Below are 18184 nucleotides of genomic sequence, written 5' to 3'. Positions count from 1 at the left end.
GCATCGCCGCCTCACACCGCCGTCGGCTGAGGCACGGCACCCGGCGTGACGTCCTGCGCCGGAGCCGGATCCGCCGGCGTCCGCGGCGCCGGGGCGTCGGGGAGTTCCTGTTCCAGCAGGCGCACCCGCGGGCGCAGCGCGGTGAACACGACGATGCCGAGCAGCAGCGGCGCCGCGGCGAGGAAGACCAGTGCGATGCCGCCCGCGGTGCCGCCCCCGGTGACCCGGCCGAGCGACCCGTGCAGGAGTCCACCCGGGTCGACCAGGGGCGTCGCGGCGTACTGCGCCAGGGGCCCCGCCGTCGCGTATGCCAGGGGCTGCGCGGACCAGGCGATCATCCGCCGGACCGCGAACACCCGGCCCTGCACCTCCTGCGGCGTCTTGCGCTGCCACAGGGTGGCGGTGACCGCGTTCGTCACGGCGTAGCCGGCGAGGATGCCGAACATGCCGGCCGCGGCCGTCCACACCGCGTGCCCGGCGCCCATCGCGACGACGAGCAGCGCCTGCACGGTGGCGACGGTGAGGACCGCCCGGATCCGGTGCCGCGGCTCGCGGGTGACGCTGATGACGGCACCGCCGATGACCATGCCGGCCCAGCCGACGGCCTCGACGATGCCGTACGCGACTGCCCCGGACAGGCTCAGCACCAGCGGCGGCACCAGCACGATCACCCACTGCATGCCGAAGTTGTTGACGGCGAAGAACAGCAGCAGCCCGGACAGGCCCGGCCGGGCCCGGATGTAGCGCCACCCGGCGCTGAGCTCGCCGGTCAAGGGCGCCGACCGGTCACGGGAGCGGGCCGGTGCGGGCGGCATCCGCCGCAGCGACCACAGCATCGTGCCGAGCGCCGCGGTGAACGTGACCACGTCGACGAGCAGCAGCCCGCGCAGCCCGAGCACGCCGTAGAGGCTGCCGGCGATGACCGCGCCCAGGACCTCACCGAGGGCCTCGGCGAGCCCGACCCGGCCGTTGGCCCTGCTCAGGTGCTCCCGGGGCACGATCTCGCCGACGAGGGCCGAGAACGCCGGCCACTGGATGGCTTTGAACACCGAGAGCAGGACGGCGACGACGTACACCTGCCAGACCGCGAACAGCCCGGCGCTGACCAGGATCAGGGCCAGCAGCGTGACGGTGGCGGTGCCGGCGTCGCTGAGCAGCATCGCCCGGCGGCGGTCCCACCGGTCGACGAGCGCGCCGGCGAGCGGGAGCAGCACGATGCCCGGCAGCGTCGCGGCGAGGACCATGAGCGTGAACGCGGTCGGTGAGCCGGTCTGGTCGTAGACCCAGATGCCGGCGCCGAACGCGGTCACCGACGAGCCGATGAGCGAGACCGCCTGGCCCGCCCAGAGAACATGGAACAGCCGCATCAGACGCCTTCCGTCAGGTCGGTGAGCAGATCGAACAGTCCGGCGAGGCGGTCCTCGACGGTCGCGGCGTCGTACAGGGCGGTGCTGTACTCGACCCAGCCGCTGATCCCGTCCGGGGTCTCCCGGCAGCGCAGGTGCAGGTCGTAGCGGCAAGTGCCGCGCTCCACGTCGACGTGCTCCGCCCGCAGCCCGGCCATGGCGTCCGCGCCCGGCGGCAGGTTCTGCATCGCGAACATGAAGCGGCACAGCGGCGGCCGGTCACCGTCCGCGGCGGCGGGGTCGTGCCGTTCGGCGAGCAGTTCGAACGGGGTCTCCTGGTGCTCCCAGATCCCGAGCATCGTGCCGCGCACCCGCGCGACCAGGTCCCGGAACGTAGGGGCGCCGGTGAGGTCGGCGGGGACGGGGACGACGTTGGCGAACGGCCCGACCTCGTCCTGCGCGGCGGCGGGCCGGTCGGCGACGGGCACCGCGACGAGGAACCGCTCGGTGCCGCTCTGCCTGGCCAGCCACACCTGGACGGCGGCGAGCAGGACCATGAACGTGGTGGCGCCGGTCGCGTCGGCCGTCTTCCGGACCGCTGCGGACAGCTCGGGAGGCAGCGTGAAGCGGTGGATGTCGCCGGCCAGGGACCAGGTCCCGGCGCGGGGCCGGTCGGGGGCGGCGCTGACGTCGAGGGGCACGTCGCGCAGCAGGTCGTCCCAGAACGACAGGTCGGGGGCGGCGGTGCGGGCGGCGAACCCGGCGACGGGGGGCAGCGCAGGCCGGCCACCGCCGGTGAGGTGGGTGTAGTACGCGGCGATGTCGCGCTGGATGACGCTGAGCGACCACCCGTCGGCGACGGCGTGGTGCACGGCGAACGCGAACAGGTGCCGGTCCTCGGCGGCGCGGGCGATGGTGGCCCGCACCAGTGGGCCGTCGCCGAGGTCGAACGGACGGCGGAGGCGCGACTCCGACAGTGCGACGGCCGCGGCCGGGCCGCTGACGTCCTGGACCGTGATGTCGGCGGGCAGGACGGGCTCGACGACCGCGCGTGCGCCGCCCGCCGGGAACCTGGTGCGCAGCGCGGCGTGCCGGGCCACGACGGCGTCGACGGCCCGCGCGAGGGCGACGACGTCGAGGGCGCCGTCCAGCCAGGCGGCGAAGCCGATGTGGTACGCCGCACCGGCTCCCCGGTGCCGCACCATGAACGTCTGCGCGGGCGTCGCCCGGTCGTCACCCGCCGCGTCCACTGTGGACGTGGCCGGGTCCAGCGTGGACACGGCAGCCGCGATCGCCGCCACGGTGCGCAGGTCGAAGACCGCCCGCAGCGGCACGGCCCTTCCGAACGCGGCCTGCAGCGCCGCGGCGAGGCGGGCGGCGAGCAGCGAGTGCCCGCCGAGGGCGAAGAAGTCGTCGTCGCGGCCGACCGGCCCGGCGTCCGGCAGCTCCGTGCGCAGCACCTCGTGGAACACGGCGGCGACCCGCCGCTCGGTGCCGGACCGCGGCGGGTCCGCGACCGGCGCCGCGAGGGGCACCGCTGCGAGGGCCTTCCGGTCGACCTTCTGGTTGGTGGTGCGCGGCAGCGCCGGCATCGCGTGGAGCGTCGCGGGCACCAGGTGCTCCGGCAGCCGCGAGCGCAGCGCGGCCTGTACCGCGGCGACATCGACACCATCGGGCGCCACGAACGCGGCCAGGCGGGCCGGGGATCCGGTGACGACGACGGCGGCCTCGGCGACGCCGGGCAGCCCGCGCAGGACCGCCTCCACCTCACCGGGCTCGACCCGGATGCCGCGGATCTTCACCTGGTCGTCGTCGCGGCCGACGAAGTGCAGCACCCCGTCGGCGTCGCGGACCGCGGTGTCGCCGGTCCGGTACGCGCGAGCCCCCGGAACCCTCGAGAACGGGTCCGGCACGAAGCGGGCCGCGGTCAGCGCCGGCAGGCCGTGGTAGCCGTCGGCGAGCCGGTCACCGCCGATCCACACCTCGCCGGGCACGCCGGTGGCGGCGAGGTCACCGGCCCGGTCGACGAGCCACACCCGGGCGCCGGGCGCGGGGACGCCGATCGGCGCGCCGCCGTGCCCGCCGGATGCGGCGTCCACGGGGTGCCAGGTGGTGGTCATGGTGGCCTCGGTCGGCCCGTACTGGTTGACGATCGCCGGCCGCCCCGCGAACAGGGTCCGGGCGCGGGCGGCGTCGTGCCGGTCGAGGACCTCCCCGGCGGTGAGGATCAGCCGCAGCCGGTCGCCGGTGCCGGGCCGGGAGGCGGCCTCGGCGAGGAGTGACCGCAGCAGGGTCGGCACGACGCTGAGCAGGCAGGTGACGCCCTCCCGGTCGATCGCGTCGAGGATGGCGGCCGCGTCGGTGGCCTGCTCGTCGCCGAGCAGCACGACGCGCGCGCCGGCGGCCAGGGGACCGATCAGGTCCCGGACGGACGCGTCGAAGGCGAGCGCCGGCAGCTGCAGGACGGTGTCGGCGGGCCCGAGCCGGAACGTCGGCAGCAGGTATTCGGTGAGGTAACCGGCCGCGGCGGCGTGCGGGGTGCGGACCCCCTTCGGTGTTCCCGTCGACCCGGAGGTGTAGGCGAGGTACGCCACCGACCGTGGTCTGGGCCGGCCGTCGCCGGACAGGGCGGTCGCGGCGGGGTCGAGGCGGTGCACGGCGACGCCGTCGGTGCGGCCGCCGGTGACAAGGCCGGTGACAAGGCTGTGCGCGCCGCTGTCGCGCAGGACGGCCTCCCGCCGGGCTTCGGGGTGGCGCAGGTCGAGCGCGACGTACGCGGCGCCGGTCCGCAGCACGGCGAGCACCGCGACGACCTGGTCGACGCCGCGGGGCAGGGCGATGCCGACGACGTGACCGGCCCGCACCCCGGCGCTGCGCAGCCGCGCGGCCAGGTCGCCGGCGCGTTCGCCGAGCTCCCGGTAGGTCAACGGGCCGACCGCGACGGCGTCCGGGCGGCGGATGATCTCGTCGTCGACGAGCGTGTGCAGGCACGTCGGCGCCGGCCGGTCGGCGGGCTCGTCGCCGGTGAGCGCCTCCCGCTGCGCCGGGTCGAGCAGGTCCAGGCGGTGCAACGGCGTGTCGGGGGCGGCGACGGCACCGGCGAGCAGCGTCAGCAGGTGCCCGGCGGTGCGGGCCACGCGGCCGGCGTCGAAGCGGGCCGTCTGGAACAGCAGCGAACCCTGCAAACCGTCGGGGCCGTCCTCGAAGGACAGGTTGAGCTCGGCCTTCGCCGACGACGGGACGAACGGCTCGGGGTGCAGCGTCACCCCACCGGCGAGGGTCGCCACGGCCGGCGTCTGGTCGATGGTGACGGTGTACCGGGTGACCGCCGCCGCGTCCAGCCGCAGCGCCTCGACGAGCCGGGCGAAGGGCAGCTGCCGGTGCTCGTAGGCCTCGACGACCGCGGTCCGCACGTCGCGGACGAGGTCCCGGAACGTGGCGGCACCGGTCACCCGGACCCGCAGCAGCACGGTGTTGAGCAGCATCCCGACGACCTGCTCCAGCTCCGGCCGGGCCCGGTCGGCGACCGGCATCGCCAGGACCACGTCGTCGCTGCCGGTCCAGCGGTGCAGCAGCGTCACGTACGCGGCGAGCAGCACCATGAACGGGGTGCCGCCCTCGGCGCCGGCGAGGTCGCGCAGCGCCGTCGCGACGGGGGCCGGGACGGTGAAGCGGTGCGCGGAACCGGCCGGGTCCGGGGTCACCGGCCGGGGCCGGTCGGCGGGCAGGTCCGGACCGGCGGGCAGGTCCCGCAGCCGGGTGCGCCAGTAGGCGAGCTCGGCGTCGAGCCGGTCGCCGCCGGTGAGGCCGCGCTGCCAGCGCGCGTAGTCCGCGGCGGTGCGGCGGGCGGGGACCGGCGGCTGGGGGCGGCCCGCGGCGGCGGCCTCGTAGGCGGTGACGAGGTCGTCGTGCAGGACGTTCATCGACCAGGCATCGACGACGGCGTGGTGGAACGCGAGCGCGAGGACGTGCTCGTCGTCGGCGACGGTGATCAGCGCGGCCCGCATGAGCGGCGCGACGGCCAGGTCGAACCCGGTGCCGGTGACCTCCTCGATGAGGTCGTCCAGGACCGCGGGCTCCACCCCCCGCAGGTCGTGCCGGCGCACGGTGAGGTCGAGCCGGTCGGCGACGACCCGGCGGGGTTCGCCGCCGTCGGTGACGAACGTGGTCCGCAGCGCGTCGTGCCGCGCCGGCAGCGCGGTCAGCGCGGCGACGAGGGCGTCGGCGTCCAGGGCGCCGCGCAGCCGGCTGACGACCGGCACGACGTAGGACGGGTCGGCCGGGTGGAGCTGGTCAACGAGCCACAGGCCGGCCTCGGCGGCGGACAGCTCCGGCACCGGGCCGGTCGCGGCCGGGACCGCGGGCAGCTGCGGCCCGGTGCTCGCGGCGCGCTCCATCAGCTCGGCGAACCGGGCGGGGGTCGGCGCGTCGAACGCCCATTTCAGCGGCGCGTCGACGCCGAGGGTCTGCTGCACCCGCGACAGCAGCCGCACCGCGAGGATCGAGTGGCCGCCGAGGGAGAAGAAGTCGTCGTCGCGGCCGACCCGCTCGACGCCGAGGACCTCCGACCACAGCGCCGCGAGGGCCTCCTCGGCGGCGCCCTCCGGTGCGGTGTACCCGGCGCGGTCCGGTGTCACGTCCGGCGGGTCCGGCAGCCGCTTGTAGTCGACCTTGCCGCTGGACAGCTGCGGCAGCGCCGGCAGCACCATGACCGCGGCCGGCACCATGTACTCCGGCAGCCGCGACCGCAGCCAGGTCTGCAGCTCGGTGGGGTCCGGGACGGTGTCGCCGGGGGTCACGTACGCGATGAGACGGTCGTCGCGGGCGACGACGGCGGCGTGCCGGACCCGGGCGGTGAGCACCGACTCGATCTCGCCGAGCTCGACCCGGAAGCCGCGCAGCTTCACCTGCCGGTCGACCCGGTCGAGGAAGTCGATGAGGCCGTCGGCGCGCCACCGCACGAGGTCGCCGGTGCGGTACAGCCTGCCGCCGGGCGGGCCGTAGGGGTCGGGCACGAACCTGTCGGCGGTCAGGTCGGGCCGGCCGAGGTAGCCGCGGGCCAGCTGCACCCCGCCGATGCACAGCTCGCCGGGCACGCCGACCGGCTGCACCTGTAGCGCCTCGTCGAGCACGTAGCAGCGCACGTTGGTGGTCGCGGCGCCGATCGGCACCCGCGGGTCCCCGTCGAGGCGGCACCGGTCGGCGGTGACGTTGACGGCGGTCTCCGTCGGCCCGTACGCGTTGTACAGTTCCGCGCCCAGCGACGTGAGGAACCTGCCGCGCAGCTCGGGGGTGAGGGCCTCGCCGGCGCTCTTCACCACCCGCAGCGCGGGCAGCGGGGTGTCGCCGCCGTACGCCAGCAGCGCCGCGAGCATCGTCGGCACGAACCGCACGTAGGTGACCTGCTCGGCAGCGAGCAGCGAGCGCAGATAGGCGGGGTCGCGGTGGCCGCCGGGCTCGGCGATGACCAGCCGGGCGCCGCTGCAGAGCGCGGCGAAGATCTCCACGACCGAGTCGTCGAAGGTGACGTTGGTCTTGAACAGCACGGTCGCGTCGGGGCCGAGGCCGAAGCGGTCGACCTGCCAGTGCACCTGGTTGTGGGCGGCGCGGTGGCTGACCATGACGCCCTTGGGCCGCCCGGTCGACCCTGACGTGTAGAAGACGTAGGCGAGGTGCTCGCCGGCGATCCGTGGGTCCGGGCACCGCTCGGGCCGGGCGGCGATCAGGTCGCGCTCGGCGTCGACCCGCACGGCACGGGCGCCGGTGCCGTCGAGGACCGCGGCCAGCGCGGTGTCGGTGACGACGAGTCCGGCGCCGGCGTCCCGGACGACGGTGACGGTGCGGTCTGCCGGGTGGTCCGGGTCCAGCGGCAGGTAGGGTGCGCCGGACCGCACGATCGCGACGATCGCGACGATCATGTCGATGCCCCGGTGCAGCAGCACGCCGACGGGCCGGTCGGGGGCGGCGCCGGCGTCGCGCAGGTGGGCGGCTAGCCGGTCGACGCGGGTCATCAGCTCCCGGTAGGTGACCTGGCGGCCGCTCTGGACCAGCGCGACCGCGTCGCTGTCGCGGCGGGCGGCGATCCGGGCGGTGAGGTCGGGCAGGTCGGTGTGCACCCGGACCGGCCCCTGCCAGGCTTCGGTGACCAGCGCGTGCTCGGTCTCCTCCAGCAGCGGCAGCCGGTCCACGGGCAGCCGCGGGTCGGTGACGGCGGCGCCGAGCAGGTTCAGGTAGTGGTGCATCGCGCGGCGGGCGGCGGGCTCGTCCCACACGTCGCGCCGGTACTCCAGCTCGACCTCCAGCGCGTCGGCGTGCTCGCTGACCGCGACGACGAGGTCGAACTTCGCGGTGTCCGGACGGAACCGCTCGACGAGGGTCATCCGGGCCGCGCCGAGCCGCACCGTGGTGCCGGTCCGGGCGGCGGAGCTGTTCCAGTCGAACACCACCTGGAACAGCGGGGTCGCGTCGGTGTCGCGGGTCAGCGGCAGCGCCGCGACGACCTGCTCGAACGGCACGTCCTGGTTGCTCTGCGCGGCGGTCGCCGCGTCGCGGACCCGCCCCAGCAGCTCCGCGAACGGCAGCCGCGGCTCGACGTCGGCGCGGACCACGACCGTGTTGACGAACAGGCCGATGAGCGGCTCCACCTCCGGCAGCGCGCGGTTCGCGACGGGGGTGCCGATGAGGATGTCGCGCTGGCCGCTGTACCGGTGCAGCAGCGCGTGCAGCGCCGCCAGCATGACCGCGTGCGGGGTCGCGCTGTGCGCGCGGGCGAGGGCCCGGACCGCGGCGGTGACGTCGGCGCCGACCCTGGCCTTCAGCCGGTCACCGCCGGTGGCGCCGGCGGCGCCGGGACCCGGCGACGGCAGCTCGAGGCGCTGGGCGGCGTCGGCGAGCTGCCCGCTCCAGTAGGCGAGCTGCCGGTCGAAGCCACCGTCTGCGAGGCGGCGGACCTGCCAGGCGGCGTAGTCGGCGTACTGCAACCGAATCGGGGCCGGTGCCGGGCCGTCGCCCAGCTCGGCCGCGTACCCGGCGGACAGCTCCCGGGCGAGGATGTCGACGGACCAGCCGTCGAAGGCGATGTGGTGCAGGCTGAGGACCAGGTGGTGCCGGTCGTCGCCGGTGCGGGCGAGCACCGCTCGCCACACCGGCCCTTCCCGTAGGTCGAACGGCCGCTGGTATTCGTCGCGGGTCAGCTCGTCCAGCGCGGTGTCGTCGGCGCCGGGCAGGTCCACCCGCCGCAGCCGGAGGCTGACCGGCCCGGTCACCTGCTCCTGCCCTGCGTCCGTCCGCCGGTACGTCGTGCGCAGGATCTCGTGCCGCTCCTCGACGCCGCGTAACGACCGCTCCAGGGCGTCGGCGTCGAGCGGCCCGTCGATCCGCAGCGTGAAGATCACGTGATACGTCGGGGTGCCGGGGTTCAGCTGCTCCAGGAACAGCAGCCGCTGCTGCGCGGGGGACGCCGGACGGGGACCGCTGCCGGGCGTGATCGTCGGCGCGGGCGGCCCGGCGGTGAGTCGCGCCAGCCGCTGCTCCACCAGGCTGCGCACGTCGGTTGACAGGCGCTCCGGGCTGGTGCTGGTGCTCATCGGGGGTCCCTCCGTCGCGCGCGGGCGTCGTCACGCCGCGTCTGCTGACAGGCAACACGACCGCGACTAGTGAGTTTGTTAGGAGCCGCAGGACATCGGCACGGACGGTGAAGTTTGAGGATTGTGCTAGGACCTGCCGCCTACGGTCAGTCGCGGGCACCATCGAGACGGGGGACCTGTGCGGCCGACGGACGACACGACGCAGTTGGAGCTGGAAGCATCGGTCGAGCGGCTGCTGGACGTGCACGCGAGGGTCATGGCCCACGTGTACGCGCTGATCAGCGAGACCGGATCCGAGACGGTGGCGCCGGTGGTGCACGAGCCGCCGCCGACGAACGGGGAGCCGTATCCGCTGTCGTCGACGCAGCGGGAGATCTGGTTCCTCGACCAGCTCGGCGACGCGTCCTCGCGGGCCTACAACGAGACCGTGCTGCTGGACCTGGCCGGGCCGCTCGACCCCGGGACGCTGCGGCACGCGCTGGACACGGTGGTGGCGCGGCACGACAGCCTCCGCACCGTCTTCGCCGCCGACGGCTCCTCGCAGCGGGTGCTCCCGCACACGCCGGTCGACCTGCCCGTCGTCGACGTCCACACAGGACGCACGGGAGACACAGGGCGCGCAGGACGCACCGAGTGGCTCGAAGGACGGGTGCAGGAGACGTTCGACCTGACGCGAGGGCCGCTGCTGCGCGCCGCCCTGCTGCGCCTCGGACCCGGGCACCATCAGCTGCACCTGCTCGTCCACCACAGCGTCGTGGACGGATGGTCGTTCGTGGTCATCCTCGACGAGCTGCTGCGCCTGTACGAGCAGCAGCGCACCGGCGTCTCAGCGGGACTGGTGCCCGCTCCGGCCTACCGTGACCACGTCGCCCGCCAGGCGGCCCGCCGCGAGGGCCCGGCCGGGCAGGCGGCGGCGTCGTACTGGACCGAACGGTTCCGCGGGCCGCGGCCGGTGCTGCAGCTGCCGCTGGACCGGCCCCGGCCCGCCCGCGGCGCCGGCCGGGCCGCCCGCCTCGACCTGGCCCTGGACCCCGCGGTCGCCGACCTCGCCGCCGCGCGGGCCAAGGAGCTGCGCACGACGCTGTTCACGGTGCTGTTCGCCGCGTACGCGCACCTGCTGCACCGGCTCACCGGCGAGGACGACATCGTCGTCGGCATCCCCGTGGCGCAGCGCGACCATCCCGGCGCGGACGTGCTCGTCGGGCACTGCAACACCGTGCTGCCGATCCGGCTGGCCCGGGACGGCGCCGCCACCTTCGCCGAGCAGGTCCGGGCCGTGCAGCAGGCACTCGTCGGTGCCTACAGCCACCCGGACTTCAGCATCGAGCTGCTGCGCGGCGAAAGCGGCGGGACCGGCGGCGCCGAGCCGGGGCCGCTGCTGCGGACGTTCTTCAACCTCGACCGGGCCCGGGCCGTGCCGCACCCGGCCGGGCTGCACGCCTCCATCGTGACCCCGCCCGCGGCGGTTGCGAAGGTCGACCTGTTCGTCGACATGCTCGTCGTCGACCGCGACCTCACCGTCATCTTCGAATACGACACCGCCCTGTTCGACGCCAGGACCGTGCACGGCTTCGCGGCCATGTACGAGCACGTGCTGCGCGGCCTGACCGCCCGGCCCGGCGACCGCGTCGACGGCCTGGAACTGACCCCGCCTGCACAGCGCCGGGAGCTGCTCGCCGCCGGGCGCGGTGCCGTGACGCCGCCGGTCGCCGCCCGCAATGTCCTGGAGCTGTTCGAGGCGCGGGCCGCGGCGACCCCGGCGGCGACCGCGGTCGTGCACGGCGGCGAGCGACTGTCCTATGAGGACCTGAACACCCGCGCGGCGGCGCTCGCCTCGCGGCTGCGCGGGGAAGGCGTGGGGGCGGAGGACCGCGTCGGCGTGTTCCTGCCCCGCGGCGCCGACCTGGTCGTCGCGGTCCTCGGCGTGTGGAAGGCCGGGGCGGCGTTCGTCGCCCTCGACCCGGACCAGCCGGCGGCCCGCCGCGCCGCGGTCGTCGCCGACGCCGGGGTACGGATCGCGGTCACCACCGACGCCCTGGCGGCACAGTTCGACGGCACCAGCGTGTGCCTGGACCGCCTTGAAGCCGGCGGAGAAGCCGACGATGTCGCGCCCCTGAGAAGGCTCCCCGGCGGGCTCGCGTACGTCATCTACACGTCCGGGTCGACCGGCCGGCCCAAGGGCGTCATGGTCACCGACGACGCGCTGCTGGCCGTGCAGCAGGGCTGGGACCAGGCCTACCGGCTGCCGGGCCGGGTCACGTCGGTGCTGCAGATGGCCAACTTCGGCTTCGACGTCTTCGTCGGCGACCTCGTCCGCGCCCTGTGCAACGGCGCCCGGCTCGTGCTGTGCCCTCGCGACCTGCTGCTGCAACCGGAGCACCTCCTCGCGCTGCTGCGGCGGGAAGCCGTCGACTGCGCCGAGTTCGTGCCCCTCGTGGCCCGGCGCCTCGCCGACCACGCCGCCGCGACCGGCGCCCGCCTCGACGGGCTGCGGACGCTGATCGTCGGCTCCGACCTGGTGCACGCCGACGACCTCGTCCGGCTGCGGGAGCTGCTCGGCCCCAGTGGTGAGGTCGTCAACTCCTACGGCCTGACCGAGGCCACCATCGACAGCACCTACCTCATCCACGACCGGGCCGAGGACAGCGGTGCGCTGTGCCTCATCGGCGGGCCGTACCCGAACGCCGAGGCGTACGTGCTCGACGACGACCTGCGGCCCGTGCCCGCCGGCGTGCCCGGCATGCTGTACGTCGGCGGCGCCCTCGCCCGCGGCTACGCCAGCCGGCCGGACCTCACCGCGGCGGCGTTCGTCCCGCACCCGCACGCGAGCGTGCCCGGCGCCCGGCTGTACCGCACCGGCGACCTCGCCCGCTACCGCCGCCGCGGGGACGGGCTCACCATCGAATACCTCGGCCGCCGCGACCACCAGGTGAAGATCCGCGGCTACCGGATCGAGCTCGGCGAGGTCGAGGCGGCGCTGCGCGCGGTCACCGGCGCCGCAGAGGTCGTCGTCCTGCCGCACCGCGGCGACACCGACGGCGACGACCGCCTCGTCGCGCACGTCGCCACCGGCGGGCCCGGCGGACCCGGTGCGTCCGGTGCGTCCGGGGAGGGGCAGCTCGCCGACTGGCACGAGCGGCTCGGCGGGCGGCTGCCGCGGTACATGGTCCCCGACGGCTACGTGCTGCACGCCGCGCTGCCCGTCAGCCGCAACGGCAAGGTCGACCGGGCCGCGCTGCTGGCCCGCGGCACCGACGGCGTCCAGATCGCCCGCCGCGCCTACGTCGCGCCCCGCACCGACCTGGAGCGGCGGCTCGCCGGCGTGTGGTCCGACGTGTTCGACCGGGAGCGGATCGGCGTCGAGGACGACTTCTTCGCCCTCGGCGGGCACTCGCTGCTCGCCACGCGGCTGGTCAGCCGGGTCCGCACCGCGCTGGGCCTGGAGCTGAGCCTCCGGGCGCTGTTCGAGACCCCGACGATCGCCGCCATCGCCCACAGCCTCGAAACCAGCCTCGGAACGGGCCTCGAAACCGGCGGGGACGCCGGAGCCGGCGCGATGCCGGCCGCGACCCGGCCCGCGCTGACCGCCGCCGCCGACCGCCCGGCGGCCGTGACGCTGTCACCGGCGCAGCAGCGGCTGTGGTTCCTGCACGAGTTCGAGGGGCCCGCCGCCACGTACAACATCCCCCTCGCGCTGCGCCTGACCGGCCCCCTGGACCGCGACGCGCTGCGGGACGCGTTCCACGACGTGGTCACCCGCCACGAGTCGCTGCGCACGACGGTGCGCACCGTCGCCGGGACCGCGGTGCAGCAGGTCGCGTCCGCCGCCACGGTGCGGATCCCGTTCCTGACCTCGTCCGTCCACCCGGGCGACCTGCCGGCCGCCGTTTCCGCCGCGGCGGGCGCGCCGTTCGACCTCACCACCGACCTGCCGCTGCGGGTGCACCTGTTCGCGCTCGGCACCGACGAGCATGTCGTCGTGGCGGTGCTGCACCACATCGCCGCCGACGCCTGGTCGGTGGCGCCGCTGGCCCGCGACCTCACCACCGCCTACGCCGCCCGGCGCGACGGCAACCCACCGTCGTGGGCGCCGCTGCCGGTGCAGTACGCCGACTACACCCTCTGGCAGCAGCGGCTTCTCGGCGCCGAGACCGACCCCGGCAGCGTCCTGAGCCGGCAGGTCGCCCACTGGCGGGACGCCCTGGCCGGCGCCCCCGACGCCCTCGAACTGCCCGGCAGCGGCACCGGCGGGACCGGCGAGGCCGACGGCGCCGACGTGCGCTTCACCGTCGGGCCCGCGCTGCACACCGCCCTCGCGCGGCTGGCCAGAACCGGTCGCGGCAGCGTCTTCATGGTCGTGCAGGCCGCCCTCGCCGCACTGCTCACGAACCTCGGCGCCGGCACCGACATCCCCATCGGCAGCCCCGTCGCCGGCCGCCTCGACGAGGCCCTCGACGACCTCGTCGGGTTCTTCGTCAACACCCTGGTGCTGCGCACCGACACGTCGGGCGACCCCACGTTCCGGGAGCTGCTCGACCGGGTCCGCGACACCGACCTCGCCGCGTACGCCAACCAGGACGTGCCGTTCGAGCACCTCGTCCTCGCGCTCAACCCGCCCCGCGTCGAGGGCCGCAGCCCGTTCTTCCAGGTGATGCTGGTCGCCGACGGCACCGAACAGGTCCACGCGGAGCTGCCCGGGCTGCGGATCGCCGAGGAGCCCGTCGCCGCGACGACCTCGACGTTCGACCTGGTGCTGGTGCTGCGGGAGCGGTTCACCGCCGACGGCGGGTGCGCCGGCATCCGCGCCGACCTGCGCTACCGCACCGACCGCTTCGAGCCCGCGGACGCGGAGCGGCTCACCACCCGCCTGCTGCGGGTCCTCGCCGCCGTGGCCGCCGACCCGGACGTGCGCTGCGCCGACCTCGACGTCATGGACGACACCGAACGCGACCTCGTCCTGCACACCTGGCCCGCCGGAAGGACCCTGCCGGCTCCCGCCCCCGACGGGCCGCAGACGCTGCCGGCGCTGGTCGAGGCGCAGGCCCGGCGGACCCCGGACGCCGTCGCCCTCGACGGCGCGGACGGACCGGTCACCTACGCCGAGCTGGACGCGTGGGCGACCCGGCTCGCCGCCCGCCTGCACGCCCTCGGCGCGGGACGCGACGGCCTGGTCGCCCTGGCCGTGCCCCGCGGCGCCGGGCTCGTCGCCGCCGCGTTCGCCGCCGGCAAGGCCGGGGCGGCGTTCATGCCCGTCGACCTCGACGCCCCCAAGGCCCGCATCGCGCAACTGCTGCAGGACGCCCGGCCCGCGGTCGTGGTGACCGATGCCGCGCATCGCCACCTGCTGCCCGACGTGCGGATCGCGATGATCGACGAGGACAGCGACGCGGGGACCCTGCCCGCGGGCGCCGCGCCGCTGCCCGGCGACGCGGCGTACCTGCTGTTCACGTCCGGCTCCACCGGACGGCCCAAGGGCATCCTCGTGCCGCACCAGGCGATCCTGAACACCCTGCGCTGGTACCTCGACGAGGGCCTCGTCACCGCCGCCGACCGGGTGCTGTTCAAGACGCCGATCACCTTCGACCCGTCGCTGCTGGAACTGTTCGCCACGCTCGCCGCCGGCGCCACCCTCGTCCTCGCCGAACCCGACGGCTACCGCGACCCCGAATACATCGCCCGGACCGTCGAACGGTTCGCGGTCACGTCGGTGCGGTTCGTCCCGACGACGATGCGGCAGTTCCTCGACGTCATCGACGCCGGCAGGTGTACGACCCTGCGCCACATCCTCTGCGGCGGGGAGAAGCTGTCCGCCGAGCTCGCCGCCCGCTGCCTGGACGTCCTCGACCTGGAGCTGGTCAACCTGTACGGGCCGACCGAGGCGGCGGTCGAGGCCACGTCCTGGCGGGCCCGCCGCGGCGCCGTGCCGGCCCGGATCCCGATCGGCCGGCCGGTCGCCAACACCCGCGCGTACGTCCTGGACGAGCGGCTGCGCCCGGTCCCGCCCGGCGCGGCCGGCCAGCTGCACCTCGCCGGCGGCGGGCTCGCCCACGGCTACCTCGACCGGCCCGACCTCACCGCCGCCGCGTTCATCCCCGACCCGTTCGGGCCGCCCGGCGGCCGGCTGTACCGCACCGGGGACCTGGTCCGCTGGAGCGACGACGGCGAACTGCTGTTCCTGCGCCGCGTCGACACGCAGGTGAAGCTCCGCGGGGTCCGCATCGAGCTCGGCGAGGTCACCGCCGCGCTGCTCGACGTGCCCGGGGTCCTCGACGCGGCGGTGCTCGTCCGCGCGGTCGACGGTGAGCCGACCCTCGTCGGGTTCGTCGCGCACGGCGATGCCCCGGCGCCGGCCACCGCCGGGGTGCTCAAGCGGCTGCGGGCGGTGCTGCCCGCGGCGATGGTCCCGACCCGGCTGGTGCCGATGCCCGCGCTGCCGCTGCTGGCCAGCGGCAAGACCGACGAGCGGACCCTGGCCACCGTGCCGCTGCAGGCGGTCGTCACCACGTACGTGGCGCCGCGCACCACAGCCGAGGCCGCGATGCTGCGGCTGTGGGAGGACGTCCTGGCCCGGCCCGGCATCGGCGTCGAGGACGACTTCTTCGCCCTCGGCGGCCACTCGATGCTCGCCACCCGGCTCGTCGCCCGGCTGCGCGCCGAGTCCGGCGTGGAGGTCCCGGTCCGGGCCGTGTTCGAGGCGCCGACCCCCGCCGGGCTCGCGGCGTACGTCGACGGCGCCGCCGGCAGCGTCCGCCCGCCGCTGGTCCCCGGGCCGCGGCCCGACGTCGTGCCGCTGTCGTTCGCCCAGCAGCGGCTCTGGTTCCTGTACCGGCTGACCGGCCCGAGCGCCACCTACAACGTGCCGCTGACGATCCGGCTCACCGGCGCCCTGGACGTCGAGGCGATCGCCGGGGCGCTGCGCGACGTCGTCGGCCGGCACGAGAGCCTGCGGACCACGGTCATCGAGGTCGACGGGGTCGCCGCGCAGCGGATCGTGCCCGCCGCCGAGGCGCGCCCCGACCTGACCGTCGTCGACTGCGGCCCGGGCTCCGGGCAGAGCCTCGCCGGGGCGCTCGCCGCCGCCGTCGACACCGCGTTCCGGCTGGAGGACGACCTGCCGGTGCGGGCGTGGCTGCTGTCCGCCGGACCCGACGAGCACGTGCTGAGCGTGGTCCTGCACCACATCGCCTGCGACGGCTGGTCGATGGTGCCGCTCGCCACCGACCTCGCCCGCGCCTACGCCGCCAGGGTCGCCGGCGACCGGGTCCGGTGGGAGCCGCTGACCGCCCAGTACGCCGACTACACCCTGTGGCAGCAGCGGCTGCTGGGCAGCGCCCGCGACGCCCGCAGCCTGCTGTCCCGGCAGACCGCCTACTGGCGGCGGGCGCTGGCGAAGGTGCCGGCGGAGCTGGCGCTGCCGTTCGACCGGCCCCGCCCCGCCGCGCCGACGTCCGCAGGCGGGGGAGTCCGCTTCACCGTCCCGGCGGGGGTCCACGACGGCATGGCCGTCCTCGCCCGCGGCCACCGGGCCAGCACGTTCATGGTCGCCCAGGCGGCGTTCGCGGCGCTGCTCACCCGCGCCGGCGCCGGCACGGACATCCCCATGGGCACTCCGGCCGCGGGTCGGACCGACCCGGCGCTCGACGACCTCGTCGGCTTCTTCGTCAACACGGTCGTGCTGCGCACCGACACGTCCGGCGACCCGGCCTTCGCCGACCTGCTCGGCCGGGTCCGCGACGCCGACCTCGACGCCTACGCCAACCAGGACGTGCCCTTCGACCACCTGGTGCGGGCGCTGAACCCGGCCCGGTCCAGCTCCCGGCACCCGCTGTTCCAGGTGATGATCGTCGCCGACGACACCGACCGCGACGCGCTGGAGCTGCCCGGCCTGCGGATGCGGATCGAGCCGACGACGTCGACGACCGCCAAGTTCGACCTCAACCTGATGCTGCGCGAACGCATCGGCCCCGACGGCGCCTGCCTCGGCGTCGACGGCCTGCTCGAATACAGCGCGGACCTGTTCGACGACGCGACCGTGCGGCGGCTCGCCGACCAGTACGCGGCGCTGCTCGCCGAGGTCGTCGCCGACCCGGAGACCCGGTGCTGCCGCCCCCTCGATGTCCGCGACCCCCGCGATGCTTCTGCGAAGACGGTGACCGCTGGTGAGTGACCTCAGGCCCAATCCCTGGCTGCCCAACCGGCGGCGCGCCACCGGCACCGTGCTGCGGGTGTTCTGCTTCCCGCACGCCGGCGGCGCCGCCTCCGCGTTCCGGACGTGGCAGCGGCAGCTGCCGTACGGGCTGGAGGTGTGCCCGGTCCAGCTGCCCGGCCGCGAGTCCCGCTTCGGCGAGCCGCTGCCGACCGGCGTCACCGACCTCGTCCCGAACCTCGCCGCGGCGCTGCTGCCCGCGCTGGACGTGCCGTTCGCGTTGCTGGGCAACAGCATGGGCGCGCTCATCGCCTACGAGCTGGCCCGGCACCTGCGCGGGCGGTACCTGCTGTCCCCGACGCGGCTGGTGGTCGCCGGCGCGAAACCGCCCGGCGGCGCCGCCCGCATGCCGCACCTCAGCCACCTGCCGGACCTCGAGTTCGGCCGGGCGATGCAGGCCCGGCACGGCGGCATCCCCGCCCAGGTGCTCGACGACCCGCAGATCGCCGAGGTCTACCTGCCCGTGCTGCGCGCCGACATGGCGATGGTCGAGGGGTACCTCCCCAAACCGGGGCCGCCGCTCACCTGCCCGATCAGCGCCTACGTCGGCGACGGCGACACCGTGTCCAGCCCCGAGGACGTCGACGGCTGGGCGGCGGTGACCTCCGGCCGCTTCGACCGGCGGGTCCTGCCCGGCGACCACTTCGCCGTCCTGAGCCACGCCGAGCTCGTCACCGGCCGGCTCGCCGACGAGCTCGGCGTGCGCTGAGTGCCACCCAGTTTCGCTTTCGAGAGGACACCGACATGGCCGACGACGACAGCCGCCGCTACAGCGTGGTGGTCAACGACGAGGAGCAGTACTCGATCTGGGCCGACGGCCGCGACGTGCCCGCCGGCTGGCGGGACGCTGGGTTCGCCGGCACCAAGGACGAGTGCCTCGCCCACGTCAGCGAGGTCTGGACCGACATGCGCCCGCTGAGCCTGCGCCGCGCGATGGAGCACCAGAGCGTCTAAGCGTTCTGCTAGAGATCCGCCGCGGCCCGCCCGGGCCGCGGCGGACCCACGTGATACTCGATTTCCCCGCTCACGCCCGGTCCGTCCGCGGT

The 18184-nt window shown here is 75.5% G+C and carries 5 protein-coding genes; 3 read left to right on the top strand and 2 right to left on the bottom strand.

The features are described 5' to 3' along the window. Positions 1-11: 11 nt before the first annotated feature. Both ABZS58_RS39210 and ABZS58_RS39205 read right to left on the bottom strand, forming a co-directional pair. Complete coding sequence (locus tag ABZS58_RS39210; RefSeq protein ID WP_354788649.1) at positions 12-1367, bottom strand: MFS transporter; 1356 nt, start codon at positions 1365-1367, stop codon at positions 12-14. Further along, on the bottom strand, positions 1367-8932 hold the full coding sequence (locus tag ABZS58_RS39205) for an amino acid adenylation domain-containing protein (protein WP_354788647.1): 7566 nt from the start codon (positions 8930-8932) through the stop codon (positions 1367-1369). The genes ABZS58_RS39210 and ABZS58_RS39205 overlap by 1 nt, the downstream gene beginning before the upstream one ends. A 178-nt stretch (positions 8933-9110) precedes the next feature. Here ABZS58_RS39205 and ABZS58_RS39200 point away from each other — a divergent pair, with 178 nt between their 5' ends. The 3 genes from ABZS58_RS39200 to ABZS58_RS39190 are packed head-to-tail and all read left to right on the top strand — an operon-like array spanning position 9111 to position 18092. After that, on the top strand, positions 9111-17099 hold the full coding sequence (locus ABZS58_RS39200) for an amino acid adenylation domain-containing protein (protein ID WP_354788646.1): 7989 nt from the start codon (positions 9111-9113) through the stop codon (positions 17097-17099). Beyond that, positions 17092-17847, top strand: coding sequence for an alpha/beta fold hydrolase (locus ABZS58_RS39195; RefSeq protein WP_354788644.1), 756 nt, complete (start codon positions 17092-17094; stop codon positions 17845-17847). Before ABZS58_RS39200 ends, ABZS58_RS39195 begins: the two co-directional genes overlap by 8 nt. 35 nt (positions 17848-17882) lie before the next feature. Continuing rightward, entirely contained in the window at positions 17883-18092 is a 210-nt protein-coding gene (locus tag ABZS58_RS39190; protein WP_354788642.1) for an MbtH family protein, read from the top strand. Positions 18093-18184 lie beyond the last annotated feature (92 nt).

It is taken from the genome of Dactylosporangium sp. NPDC005555, assembly GCF_040605635.1.
Lineage (GTDB): Bacteria > Actinomycetota > Actinomycetes > Mycobacteriales > Micromonosporaceae > Dactylosporangium.
Note: the sequence above shows the minus strand (reverse complement) of the source record. Positions and strands in the feature narration are given on the sequence as shown.

What these genes read in the sequence shown, in the direction of transcription:
- ABZS58_RS39205 (WP_354788647.1), bottom strand. Translation starts at nt 8,932, where the DNA reads ATGAGCACCAGCACCAGCCCGGAGCGCCTGTCAACCGACGTGCGCAGC.
- ABZS58_RS39190 (WP_354788642.1), top strand. Translation starts at nt 17,883, where the DNA reads ATGGCCGACGACGACAGCCGCCGCTACAGCGTGGTGGTCAACGACGAG.
- ABZS58_RS39210 (WP_354788649.1), bottom strand. Translation starts at nt 1,367, where the DNA reads ATGCGGCTGTTCCATGTTCTCTGGGCGGGCCAGGCGGTCTCGCTCATC.